This window comes from Pseudonocardia ailaonensis (assembly GCF_039531635.1).
Taxonomy (GTDB): Bacteria; Actinomycetota; Actinomycetes; order Mycobacteriales; family Pseudonocardiaceae; genus Pseudonocardia; species Pseudonocardia ailaonensis.
In genome coordinates, this window is record NZ_BAAAQK010000005.1 from 921,545 (window position 1) to 933,675 (window position 12,131).

Annotated in this window: 12 protein-coding genes; 5 read left to right on the forward strand and 7 right to left on the reverse strand. The window is 74.1% G+C overall.

Features of this window, described 5'->3' with window-relative positions; all coding sequences use genetic code 11:
- Positions 1–5 precede the first annotated feature (5 nt).
- Positions 6–1,052 (reverse strand): LLM class flavin-dependent oxidoreductase, encoded by a 1,047-nt coding sequence (locus tag ABD324_RS13175; protein WP_344416010.1) that lies wholly within the window; start codon positions 1,050–1,052, stop codon positions 6–8.
- 143 nt (positions 1,053–1,195) lie between these two features.
- Here ABD324_RS13175 and ABD324_RS13180 point away from each other — a divergent pair, with 143 nt between their 5' ends.
- Entirely contained in the window at positions 1,196–1,477 is a 282-nt protein-coding gene (locus ABD324_RS13180) for a hypothetical protein (protein WP_344416012.1), read from the forward strand.
- Here ABD324_RS13180 and ABD324_RS13185 read toward each other — a convergent pair.
- Positions 1,474–2,037 (reverse strand): TIGR03086 family metal-binding protein, encoded by a 564-nt coding sequence (locus ABD324_RS13185; RefSeq protein ID WP_344416014.1) that lies wholly within the window; start codon positions 2,035–2,037, stop codon positions 1,474–1,476. The genes ABD324_RS13180 and ABD324_RS13185 overlap by 4 nt on opposite strands.
- Before the next feature lie 129 nt (positions 2,038–2,166).
- On the opposite strand from ABD324_RS13185, the gene ABD324_RS13190 reads away from it, so the two are divergent.
- Positions 2,167–2,862, forward strand: coding sequence for a hypothetical protein (locus ABD324_RS13190; protein WP_344416016.1), 696 nt, complete (start codon positions 2,167–2,169; stop codon positions 2,860–2,862).
- Here ABD324_RS13190 and ABD324_RS13195 read toward each other — a convergent pair.
- A complete protein-coding gene (locus ABD324_RS13195) occupies positions 2,859–3,704 on the reverse strand; it encodes a helix-turn-helix transcriptional regulator (RefSeq protein WP_344416018.1) in 846 nt (281 codons plus the stop codon). The two genes, ABD324_RS13190 and ABD324_RS13195, sit on opposite strands and share 4 nt — an antisense overlap.
- 102 nt (positions 3,705–3,806) lie before the next feature.
- Here ABD324_RS13195 and ABD324_RS13200 point away from each other — a divergent pair, with 102 nt between their 5' ends.
- The 3 genes from ABD324_RS13200 to ABD324_RS13210 all read left to right on the forward strand — a co-directional run bounded on the left by ABD324_RS13200 (position 3,807) and on the right by ABD324_RS13210 (position 7,763).
- The gene (locus tag ABD324_RS13200; protein ID WP_344416020.1) at positions 3,807–4,793 is read left to right on the forward strand and encodes an aldo/keto reductase; all 987 of its coding nucleotides are present in this window, start codon (positions 3,807–3,809) and stop codon (positions 4,791–4,793) included.
- 71 nt (positions 4,794–4,864) lie between these two features.
- Complete coding sequence (locus tag ABD324_RS13205) at positions 4,865–5,674, forward strand: SAM-dependent methyltransferase (RefSeq protein WP_344416022.1); 810 nt, start codon at positions 4,865–4,867, stop codon at positions 5,672–5,674.
- 10 nt (positions 5,675–5,684) lie between these two features.
- On the forward strand, positions 5,685–7,763 hold the full coding sequence (locus ABD324_RS13210) for a putative bifunctional diguanylate cyclase/phosphodiesterase (protein ID WP_344416024.1): 2,079 nt from the start codon (positions 5,685–5,687) through the stop codon (positions 7,761–7,763).
- A 7-nt stretch (positions 7,764–7,770) separates the two neighbouring features.
- On the opposite strand, the gene ABD324_RS13215 is transcribed toward ABD324_RS13210, so the two are convergent.
- The 4 genes from ABD324_RS13215 to ABD324_RS13230 form a co-directional block, all read right to left on the reverse strand.
- On the reverse strand, positions 7,771–8,898 hold the full coding sequence (locus ABD324_RS13215; protein ID WP_344416026.1) for an MGDG synthase family glycosyltransferase: 1,128 nt from the start codon (positions 8,896–8,898) through the stop codon (positions 7,771–7,773).
- Positions 8,899–9,020: 122 nt separating this feature from the next.
- Entirely contained in the window at positions 9,021–9,956 is a 936-nt protein-coding gene (locus tag ABD324_RS13220; protein ID WP_344416028.1) for a VOC family protein, read from the reverse strand.
- 4 nt (positions 9,957–9,960) lie between these two features.
- Entirely contained in the window at positions 9,961–10,797 is an 837-nt protein-coding gene (locus ABD324_RS13225; RefSeq protein WP_344416030.1) for a fumarylacetoacetate hydrolase family protein, read from the reverse strand.
- Between the two features lie 13 nt (positions 10,798–10,810).
- Positions 10,811–12,007 (reverse strand): acyl-CoA dehydrogenase family protein, encoded by a 1,197-nt coding sequence (locus ABD324_RS13230; RefSeq protein ID WP_344416032.1) that lies wholly within the window; start codon positions 12,005–12,007, stop codon positions 10,811–10,813.
- Between the last annotated feature and the right edge of the window lie 124 nt (positions 12,008–12,131).

The following is a 12,131-nucleotide window of genomic DNA, read 5'->3' on the forward strand; positions in this document are numbered from 1 at the left end:
CGGGCTCAGACGGCGACCGGCTCGGAGGCGAGCAGCTCCCGCACCCTCGGGGCGACGACGGTGCCGTAGAGCTCGATCGACCTCATCATCTCGCTGTGCGGCAGGGTGCCGCTGGAGTACTTCAGGTCGAAGCGCTGGATGCCCAGGGCACTCACCGTGCGGGCGATCTTGCGCGCCACCGTCTCCGGGGAGCCGATGTGCTGGGCGCCGTGGAGCACGTCGCTCTCGAAGCGGGCGCGGGTCAGCGGCGGCCAGCCGCGCTCGCGCCCGATCCGGTCCATGATGGACTTCGCGTGCGGGAAGATCGTCTCCACCGCCTCGTCGTCCGTCTCGGCGACGAAGCCGGGCGCGTGCACCGCGATCGGCAGCGGCGGCGCGCCCATCTGCTCGCGGGCCTTGCGGTACAGGTCGGCGAAGGGCGCGAACCGTGCCGGGTCGCCCCCGATGATCGCCAGCACCATCGGCAGATCGTGGCTCGCGGCGCGGACCACGGACTCCGGGCTCCCGCCGACCCCGACCCAGGCCGGGATCCGTCCGGACTCCGTCTTCGGGTAGACCTGCTGGTCGCGCAGGGCGGCGCGGATCGTGCCCTCCCACGTCACCGGCCCCTCCTCGAGCAGCCGCGCCATCAGGTCCAGCTTCTCGGAGAACAGGGCCTCGTAGTCCGCGAGGTCGAAACCGAACAGCGGGAAGGACTCCGTGAACGACCCGCGGCCCAGCGTCATCTCCGCGCGGCCCCGCGACACGGCGTCGAGGGTGGCGAAGCGCTCGAAGACGCGGACGGGATCGTCCGAGCTGAGCACCGTCACCGCGGTGCCGAGGGTGATCTTCTCCGTGCGGCCCGCGATCGCCGCCAGCACGACCTCCGGCGCGGAGACCGCGAAGTCGTCCCGGTGGTGCTCGCCGATCCCGAACGCGTCGACGCCGACGCGCTCGGCGAGCTCGGCCTCCTCGACGACGTCGCGGATGACCTGCGCGTGGGGCTTGCGGTCGCCGCGCTCGTCGACGGTGACGTCGCCGAACGTGTCGAGTCCGAACTCGAGCTCACTCATCTCTTCCTCCCGGTCGTGCCTCATCGTACGGGAGAACAGTTGAACGCTCACAAATATGCCGGGTCGGTGCCCCCGGCTCGCCGGGGACCGGATGCGGTGAGCCCGCGGGGCGTTCGGCAGAACCCGTTCGGTAGAACCACAGGGTGCAGAAGACCTTCGCCGCGCAGCCCTACCCCCTGTGGGCCCTCTGGACGGAAGGGGACACCGACGAGTACCTGGGCCGGGTGGTCGGCTGGATCGCCCCCGGCGCCGACGACAGCCCCGCCTACCCGGTCGTGCACAACTGGCAGACCGGCCTGACCGAGGGCCTGCACAGCACCGAGTACGACCTCTACGACGACCCCGCCAAGGTCGTCTCCCACAAGGGCTGGACGGAACAGCAGGTGGCGGACGGTGCGCGCCCGGCCTCGGCGTCGGTGAGCTAGCCCACCCGGCCGAAGCGGGCCAGCAGCTCCGCCTGCGGGCCGCTGCCGGCCGGGACCTCGATCCGGGGGCCGATGACCGCGATCCGGTGGTAGAGAGCCTCGGTCTCGCGGACGTACCAGTCGAGCAGGAGCGCGACGAGCTCCTCGTCGAGGATGTCGTCCGTGCCGAGGGCGCGCGCGAGGTCCCAGGCGTGGACGAGATGGTCCGCCGACAGCTGCAGCGCGTACTCGGATCCCGGCCGGTCGCCGAAGGACAGGTGGACCGTGCGCTCGGTCGCGCCGGGCTCCCGGATCGTGGCGAGGGCGGCCGCGGCCGCCCCGTCGTACGTCGCGAGGGGGTCCTCGCCCAGCAGGTCACCGTCGAAACGGTCCCCCACCTGGTCGATCGTGGCGCCTCCGAAGAGCTCGGGTGTCCAGCGCTCCTCGGTGACGAGGTGGTTCACCAGCGCCCGGACGTCCCAGCCGGGGAGCCCGGTCGCGGCGCCCCAGCGGTCGCCGACCAGGTGGACCCGCTCCCCGAAGGCCGCGCTGCAGCGCGCGTAGATCCCGGGCACGTCCATGGGGACCATCGTCGCGCAGCCGGAGCACCCGGCCGATCTCACCTTGCGACGCCCGGGGTGTAGCGAAACGGGTCGTTGCGGCGAGTACCGGATGCGAGGACAGGCAGCCGAGTGGAGGACCGGAACCAGATGCCCGACCTGATCCCCTTCACGAGCAACATCACGGACTGCAGCACCACGGACGGCTACCAGTTCGAGTTCCACTGCCAGCGGTGTGGCAACGGCTTCCGTTCCCGCTTCCGCCACTCGGTCACGGGCTTCGGCGGCCGGCTGGCCGCGCTCGGCGGCAGCATCCTCGGCGGGGAGATCGGCAGCCGCGTGGAGCACGTCGGCCTGATGGCGCAGTGGAACCGGCCCAGCACCCGCGGCACCACGAACGACCAGCGGATGCGCGAGGCGTCCGAGGACGTCGCGGGGGAGTTCCGGCAGTGCCGGGGCTGCACGGACTGGGTCTGCCGGCACTTCTGCTGGGACCAGCGCGTGGACTGCTGCCGCAACTGTGCCGCCGCCCAGGCGCCGCCCGCCTACGGCGCGCCGTCGTACGACCAGGGGTACGGCACCCCGCCCCAGGTGGCCCCGGCGTACGGCGCCCAGAGCTATCCGGAGCAGTACGCCGCCCAGGGCTACGGCGGCCAGGCCCACGGCGCACCGCCGGCCCCCGCCCCGGCCGAGCCCACCCGCTACTGCGGGCACTGCGGCGCCGAGGGCACCGGCCGGTTCTGCGGCGCCTGCGGCACCTCCTACGACGCCCCGCCCTGCCGGGGCTGCGGCGCCCCGCAGCGCGGCACGCCCTTCTGCCAGAACTGCGGCACGGCTGCGGGCTAGAGGGGCACCCCGGGGAAGTCCTCCACCCCGAGCACCCGCAGCAGCTCCAGCCGCTCGCGGGTCTCGTCGTCGGCGGGGGTGAGCACCACGAGCAGCTGCCCGCGGTCGGGGGTCAGCAGCGTCTCGCAGTCCATGCACATCCGGCCGACCCGGGGGTTCAGGAAGGTCTTGCGGTCCGCGCGGCGGACGGCGACCTCGTGGTCGTCCCAGAGCCGGCGGAAGTCCGCGCTCACCTCGCGCAACCGTGCGACGAGCCCGGTGACCTCGGCATCCGTACCCCGCCGGCCGAGTGCCGCGCGCAGGTCCGCCACCTGCTGGCGGGCGTGGTGCTCCTGCTCCTCGGGCGGGGTGACCGCGCGGGCCTCCGGCTCGGTGAACCAGCGGTACACCAGGTACCGACGGTCGCCGGTGCCGCCGCCGTGGTCACCCGTCAGCAACCGGGAGGCCCGGTTCTGGGCCAGCACCTCACCGAGGTCGGAGACGACGAGGGCGGGGGTGTCGCCGAGCAGGTCGAGCATCCGCAGCAGGCCCGCGCGGGCGAGGCGCGCCGTGCCGGCGGCGGGCGGCGGCTGGTGCCCGGCCAGGTGGAAGAGGTGGTCGCGCTCGTCGTCGGACAGGCGCAGGGCGCGGGCGAGCGCACCGAGCAGCTGGGTCGACGGTTGGCTGCTCCGGCCCTGTTCGAGACGCACGACGTAGTCCGTCGACATCCCGGCCAGCATCGCCACCTCCTCGCGGCGCAGGCCCGCCGCGCGGCGCCGGGGCCCCTCGGCGATCCCGACGTCGACGGGCCGGATCCCCTCGCGCCGACGGCGCAGGAAGTCGGCGAGCTCCGCGCGCTGCATGCCCTCCATGGTGCTCGCCGCGCCCGCGACGATCCAGGGAGCGGCGCTCCCACGATCGACGCTCCGCTGCCGCCGCCGGGCGGACGGGCGCACGGTGGGTCCATGCAGACGAGAACCCTCGGCCTCCACGGCCCCACCGTCTCCGCCCTCGGCCTGGGCGCGATGAGCATGTCCGGCGCCTACGGCCCCGCCGATCGCGGGGAGAGCATCGCGACCGTGCACGCGGCGCTCGACGCCGGCATCACCCTGATCGACACCGGCGACTTCTACGCCATGGGCCACAACGAGCTGCTGCTCGCCGAGGCCCTGCGCGGCCGGCCCCGCGACAGCTACGTGCTCTCGGTGAAGTTCGGCGGGATGGGCGGGCCCGGCCTGCCGCCGCTGACCCAGGACTGCCGGCCCGCCGCCGTCAAGAACTTCCTCGCGTACTCGCTGACCCGGCTCGGCGTGGACCACGTCGACGTCTACCGGCCCGCCCGGCTGGACCCGGCGGTGCCGATCGAGGACACCGTCGGGGCGATCAAGGACATGATCGACGCCGGGTACGTGCGGTACGTGGGCCTCTCCGAGGTCGACGCGGCGACCGTCCGCCGGGCCCACGCCGTGCACCCGGTCGCCGACCTGCAGATCGAGTACTCGCTGATCTCCCGGGCGGTGGAGGCGGAGGTCCTGCCGGCCCTGCGCGAGCTCGGCATCGGCCTCACGGCCTACGGCGTGCTGGCCCGCGGGCTGATCTCCGGGACCTTCGTCCCGGGCAGGGCGGGGGACGCGCGGGCCCGCTCCCCGCGGTTCTCCGGGGACAACCTGGAGCACAACCTCGCCCTGGTCGAGGGGCTCCGCCGGATCGCGGAGGCCAAGGGCCGCACGGTCGCCCAGCTCGTGATCGCCTGGGTCGCGGCGCAGGGCGCGGACATCGTGCCGCTCGTCGGGGCCCGGACGCGGGAACGACTGGCCGAGGCACTGCCCGCCGCCGACCTCGAGCTGACCGCCGCGGACCTCGCCGCGATCGAGGAGGCGCTGCCGCCCGGCTCGGCCCGCGGCGACCGCTACCCGTCGGCGTTCATGGGGGCACTCGGCGTCGGCAACTAGGCCCCACCGGTGACACACTGCGCCCGTCCCGTCGCATCGGGCACGATCAGGGACGGGTGAGGGGGTGCCGGATGGGCGAGGGGCCGGACTGGGCGTCGGAGGAGATCGACCACACGCGCCCGAGCGTGGCGCGGGTGTACGACTTCTACCTCGGCGGCTCGCACAACTTCGAGTCCGACCGCGCCTTCGGCCGGCAGGCCCTGGAGCGCATGCCGGACCTGCCGACGGTGCTGCGGGACAATCGCGCCTTCCTGCGCCGTGCCGTCGCCCACCTGTCCGGGCTGGGCATCGACCAGTTCCTCGACCTGGGATCGGGCATCCCGACCGTCGGGAACGTGCACGAGGTCGCCCAGGGTGTCGACCCGTCGGCGCGGGTCGTCTACGTCGACCACGATCCGGTGGCCGTCGCCCACAGCCGCGCGCTGCTGAAGGACGACCCGAACGCGACGATCGTGGCGGGGGACCTGCGCGAACCGCGGGCCGTGCTCGACGACGCCGTGCGGACCGGGCTGGTCGACCTCGGCCGTCCGCTCGCCGTCCTCATGGTCTCGGTGCTGCACTTCGTCCTGGACTCCGACCGGCCGCGGGAGATCGTGCGCGACTACATGGCCGCGACCGTGCCGGGCAGCCACGTCGCCGTCAGCCACGCCCGCCTCGACGGGCGGAGCGCCCTGCGGCAGGTCGGGAAGGTCTACGACCGCGAGGACTCGCCGAACCCCATGCGGCTGCGGACCGCCGCCGAGGTGGAGGAGATCCTCGGGGACCTCGCGATCGTCCCGCCGGGCGTCACGCTGATGCCGCTGTGGCATCCGGATCCGGGCGACGACGCCGACGTCCCGCAGGACTATCCCGGCCTGGCCGCCGTGGCCCGGCGGGACTGACGGGACCGGCGTGGCCCGTCCGGGGGCGCGGACCGTGGCGGTGGCCTGGCGGCAGGCCGTCGCCCACACGAGCCTGGTGTGGATGACGCCGCGGGCGATGCTCGCCTTCCTGACCGGCCTCGCCCAGGACCTCCTCGACGTCCTGTGCGATCCGGACCCGGACCACGAGGTCGCCCGCGCCGTCGGGAGGCGGCTGGTGGAGGCGCACTTCACCGAGGTCGAGGCGATCGAGCGGAGCCTGGCCGTGCTCGGCGACGTGCTCCCCGAGGGCCGCAGCCCCGCCGCGCTCGGCTCCGTGCTCGGCGCCCTGGCCGCCGGCTACGCGCAGGCGCTGCAGTCCCGCACCCTCGACGAGCAGCAGGAGATCACGGTCGCCGCGTTCACCGCGCGGAAGGAGGCCGAGGCGCGGTTCGAGTCCGTGTTCGAGGTCGCCGCCATCGGGATGGCGGTGGCCCGGGTGGACGGGGTGATCCTCGAGGTCAACCGGGCCCTGGGGGAGATGCTGGGCTACCGGCCGGACGAGCTGGAGGGCCGGCGGTTCTGGGAGTTCGTGCACCCCAGCGACCCCGACGACCACTGGGACCTGGTGCGGGACACGGTGGCGGGCACCGGATCCGACCACCTGCGGATGGAGAAGACCTACCCGCACCGGGACGGCTCGGACATCCTCACCGATCTGGTGCTCTCCCTGATCCGCGACGAGGAGGGGAGGCCGCGCTACGTCGTCGCGATGGTCCAGGACATCACGGAGCGGCGCCGGCTGCAGCGCAGCCTGGAGCACCAGGCCCTGCACGACCCGCTCACCGGGCTGCCGAACCGGCGGATGTTCTTCGACCGGCTGGAGGCGGCGCTGGCGGCGCGGACGCCCGGCCGGGAGCCCGGCGTCTGCTACCTGGACCTCGACGGGTTCAAGGCCGTGAACGACACCCTCGGCCACGACACCGGCGACCAGCTGATCTCCACCGTGGCCGCGCGGCTGTCGCACGTGCTCACCGGGCACCTGGTGGCCCGCATGGGCGGGGACGAGTTCGTGGTGCTGGTCGAGCGCGCGGCCAGCCCCGAGCGGCTGGAGGACGTCGCCCGCGCCGCGCTGGCCGCCGTCCGCCGCCCGGTCCGGTTGGGCGAGCAGGAGGTCTCGGTGACGGCGAGCGTGGGCGTCGTGCGGTTCGACCAGGCCAGCAGCGGTGCGGCCGAGCTGATGAAGGCCGCGGACACCACGATGTACTGGGCGAAGGCGGACGGGCAGGACCGCGTCGCGCTGTTCGACGCCGAGCGCCACCGCCGCGACGTCGGCCGTTTCGCGATCATGGCCCGGATGCCGGAGGCGTTCGCGCGCGGCGAGTTCGTGGTGGAGTACCAGCCGCTGGTGCGGCTGTCGGACCACCGGATGATCGGTGTCGAGGCCCTGGTGCGCTGGCAGCTCCCGGACGGCGGGCGGCTGGGGCCCGCGGAGTTCATCCCGATCGCCGAGCAGAGCGGGCTGATCGTGCCGCTGGGCCGCTCGATCCTGGAGCGCTCGTGCCGGCAGGCGGCGGTGTGGGCGCGCGCGAGACCCGATGCGGCACTGCTGATGAGCGTCAACCTCACCGCACGCCAGCTGCGCGAGCCCGGCGTCGTCGACGACGTCCGCGAGATCCTCGCCGAGAGCGGCCTGCCGGCCGGGTCGCTGCAGCTCGAGCTCACCGAGAGCGACGTCATGGGCACCACCGAGGACACCCTGACCCCGTTGCACGAGCTCGCCGCGATGGGCGTCAGCATCGCCATCGACGACTTCGGCACCGGCTACTCGAACCTCGCCTACCTGCGGCGGCTGCCCGTGCACACTCTCAAGCTGGCCGGGCCGTTCGTCAGCGGCGGGCCGGGGACGGGGGTGGACGAGCCCGTCGACGCCGAGATCGTGGGCACCCTGGTGCAGCTCGCGCACACCCTCGGCCTGTCCGTGACGGCGGAGTCCGTGGAGACCCGCCGGCAGCAGGAGCGGCTGCTCGACCTGGGCTGCGACGTGGGCCAGGGCTGGTACTTCTCGCCGTCGCGGCCGCCGGCGGAGATCCTCGAGCTGCTCACCCGCCCGACCTGGCCGGAGCCCTGAGGGCTCCTCAGGCCGCGTTCTCCAGGGCGGCCGGCAGCAGCCCGCGGACGACCTCGGCGGGATCGGCGTCCGGCGGCCACGGGTGCGCCTGGGCGCGGGGCCGCCCGTGCAGTCGCTCGATCTCCGCGGCCAGCTCGTCGGGCGTGCGCGGCCAGGCGGCGATGCCGGCCGCGGCCAGCACCGCGGCGTTGGCGCGGCCGTGACCGGGGATGGGCCGGTAGGTGACGGCGGGGAGCCCCGCGACCAGGGCCTCGGTGAAGGAAAGCCCGCCGGCGTTGTGCACCAGCACGTCCGCGGCCGCCATGAGGTCGGGCACGTCGTCCCGCCAGCCGAGCGCGACGACCCGTGGGCGGCTCGCCAGCGCCCGGCGCAGCCCCGTGTTGCGGGCGCAGAGCACCACGGCGTGCGCCCGGGGATGGCGGGTGATCGCCTCGACCGTCTCGGGGACGTCGCCCATGCCGAGCGAGCCGGCGCTGAGCAGCACGAACGGTGCGTCGAGGGGGATCTCGAGCTCGCCGCGGACCGCCGCGCGGCGGGCCGTGTCGCCGAACCGCGGGGCGCAGAGCGGACCGGAGGCACGGGCCGGGACCCCGTAGCGGCGGGCGTCGAGCGCGGTCGCGGACGTGACGGTCAGGTGCAGGTCGATCTCCGGATGGCACCAGAAGGCGTGCGCGGCCGGATCGGTGAGGTAGCTGACCGTGGTGGCCGGCAGCCGTCCGGCCCGGCGCAGCTCGCCGAGGGTGCGGCTGGCCAGGGGATAGGTGGAGACGACGACGTCCGCGCCGCCGGTCCAGGCCTCGACCCGGTCCGCCGCGAGGCCGCACGCCCACTCGGTGACGCTGCGCAGGACGCCCGGGTGCTCGAGGCCGCGGAACAGGCCGTCGAACAACCGCGGGGTGTAGCGGACCGACGGGGCGTAGAGGTCCTTCACCGTGCGGGCGACGGGCCCGGGCAACGCGTCGACGTAGTCGTGCACCTTCACCCACACCCCGGTCCGCCGCAGCCGCCGGGCCAGCTCCCGGGCGGCTCCCTCGTGCCCCTGCCCGACGGTCGCCCCGACGACCACCACCCGCCCCGGTGGCCCCGCCCGCCGGGACCGTCGCCGGGCGAGGAGATCACTGGGCGTGGCCGTCATGGTCCGGGCGACCTCACGTTCTGCGCGGGGAGCCGCGCGGGGGCCGCGGGCTCGTCGCCGCCGAGGCTGGCCGACCCGGGTGAACCGCCGTCGTACGGCGGATGGGGTGCTGGTGAGGGGTGCTAGCCGGGCAGGTGCGCCCCGGTCATCAGCTCCGCGAGGTCGTCCGGGCGGAGGAAGGAGGGAGGCGGCGGCGGGCCCCAGCTGAACAGGCCCTTCGCCCCCTCCAGGCTCTCCGGGCTCCAGAGCTGGTCGTCGACCACACAGTCCATGTCCGAGTAGTACTCGCTGAAGTTGCCGGCCGGGTCCTTGAGGTACCAGAAGAAGTTCGAGCCGGCGTGGTGGCGGCCCAGGCCCCAGACGTGCCGCTCCGGGTTGCCCTCCAGCATGGCGGTGGCGCCGCGGCCCACGTCGTCGACGTCGTCGACCTGCCAGGACGTGTGGTGCAGGAACCCGACCGGCGCGGCCAGGGCGAGGACGTTGTGGTGGTCGGTCGAGCACCGCATGAACGCGCCGGCGCCCGCGACCCGGTCGCTGAGCCGGAAGCCGAGGCCGTCGAGGAAGAACCGCTCGGTGGCCCCGACGTCGGGCGAGCCGAGGACGACGTGCCCCAGCTTGCGGGGCCGCACCGGCTCGGTGCGCAGGATCCCGGGGGCACGGGTGCCGGTCCGCTCGGTCCGGCCGGGCCCGTTGTACGGCGTCGGCGGGATCTCGGGCTGGACGATCCGCGGGGTGACGACGACGTCGACCGCGACGCCCGTGGCGGGCTCCTCGGTGGTGAGCCGGTCGCCGCCGCGATGGGCGGACACCCCGAGCCGGTCGAGCCCGGCGGCGGCACGGGCCAGGTCGTCGGGGTCGTCGGCGCCGACGGTCAGCGCGACCAGCCGCCGGGTCGGGCGCTCGACCAGGGTGAGCTGCTCGCCGCCGTCGAGGGTGGCGAAGCGGCGCTCACCCGGCCCACCCGGGACGGCGCTGAGCCCGAAGTCGGCGTAGTAGCGGGCGGTGGCGTCGAGATCGGGCACGCCGATCACCACGCTCGCGAGTCGGTGCAGGCTCATGGGATCACTCCTTCACGAACGTCTGGGTGAGCTCGCCGATGTCCTCGATGTGGCTGGTCAGGACCTCGCCGGGCTGCAGGAAGCGCTGCGGCGTGCGGCCCATGCCGACGCCGGCGGGGGTGCCGGTGAAGATCAGGTCGCCGGGTAGCAGGGACGTCACGGCGGACAGCCCCTCGATCAGGGCGGGCACCCCGAACAGCAGGTCGGCGGTGCGGCCGAGCTGGACCTGCTCGCCGTCGACCGCGCAGCCGAGCTCCAGGTCGTCGGGGTTCTCGACCTCGTCGACCGTGACGATCCACGGTCCCGTCGGGGCGAAGCCGCGGAAGGACTTGCCCAGGCTGAACTGCGGTGCCGGGCCCGCGAGCTGCGAGGTCCGCTCCGAGAGGTCCTGGCCGACGGTGAGCCCGGCGACGTGCTCCCACGCGTCGGCGGCGGACACGTGGTCGGCGCGCCGGCCGATCACCACGACCAGCTCGACCTCCCAGTCCACGGTCCCCGACGGCAGCACGACCGTGGTGACCGGACCGGAGAGGGCCGTGCGGAACTTGGTGAAGACGGGCGGGAACCGCTCGGGCACGTCGAGCTTCGACTCGGCGGCGTGCGCGCGGTAGTTGAGCCCGATGGCGAAGACCTGGGCCGGCGCGGGGGCCGGCGCGTCGAGGTCGGCGGGATCGAAGTCGACCGCGTCCTCCCCGGAGAAGGTGAAGGCGCGGAACGCCTCCCAATCCGTGTACACGGACTGGGGATCGGCGCCGAAGCGGCCGCCGGAGGCCTTCTCGACGTCGACCGCGCCCTCGGGCAGGAATGCGGTGAGCCTGCCGTGCAGGGAACCGAAACGCATGGTGTGTCCTCTCTCAGACGAGCGGGGTGACGTCGCCGCGGACGCCGAGCAGTGACTTGCCGTAGACCTCGGCACTGACCTCCGGGTTCACCACGGCGTGCCGGCTGGCGGTCTCGCTGTCGCGCCAGATCCGCTGCAGCGGGCTCGACTCGGCGAAGCTCGAGGCGCCGTGGGCGGACATCAGGATCCGGATGGCCTCGCGGGCACAGGTCACGGCGGTGCCGGTGTCCATGCGGGCGAGCGCGCGGGCGTCGTAGTCCGGGTAGGTGCCCGCGGCGGCGGCCTCGTCGATCTCGGCGGCGGCGCGGTAGGCGTGCAGGTGCGCGGAGTCGATCAGCGACGCGGCCTTGGCCAGCGCGAGCTGCACCGACGGCGCGGCGACCTGGTTCTCGTAGAACGTGTACGAGATGGTGCGGCGCGGCGCCTTCTCGATCACGAGGTCCAGCGCGGCCTGGGCCAGCCCGAGCTGCGGCCCGGCCAGGACGAGCGCGGCGACCGGCACGAACGCGGAGCGGTAGAGCGCCTCGTCCGGGAAGGGCAGATCCAGCTGCCCGGTGATCGCCGCGGGCACCGAGACGTAGCGGTGGGCCGGGACGAACACCTCGTCGGCCACCAGGGTGTTGGACGCCGTGCCGCGCATCCCGGCGACGAACCAGGTGTCCTCGATCGTGATGTCGGACATCGGGATCAGGATCATGCCCTGGTCCTCGCCCCGCGGTACACCGACGAGCGCCCACTGCGAGTGCGCCGATCCGGAGGCCCAGCCCCAGCGGCCGCTGACGATCATCCCGCCCTCGACCTCGCGGGTGGTCCCAGTCGGCGCCAGCACCCCCGCTACCCGCGTGCTCGGGTCCGCGCCCCAGACGTCCTGCTGCGCCTCGGCCGGCCAGAGCCCGGTGAACCAGCTGCAGACGTTCATCAGGGTGGTGACCCAGGCCGTCGAGCCGCAGCCGCGGGCGAGCTCGCGGGAGACCTCCAGCATGGTGCGGAAGTCGGTCTCGAGGCCGCCGAACCGGGCGGGCTGCATGATCGAGAGCAGGCCCGCCTCGGCGATCGCGGTGATGTTCTCCTCGACGACGCGGCGGTCCCCCTCGGTGCGGGCGGCGTTGCCGGCCAGCAGCGGGACGAGCTTCGCGGCGCGTTCGACGAGGTCGGCGCGCAGCTCGCGCGAGGCGGCGGTGGCGCCCGGGCGGTCCAGGATGATGCTCATCGTCGAGCTCCTTCGGTGTGGGGTGCACCCAGTGGAGCGGCCGGCCGGGCCCCGTCGCTTGGTCCCGCAGCACAGAACCCGGCGGCGCGTTTGAGCCGCTGTGAGGGCGGTCACCCCGAGTTGT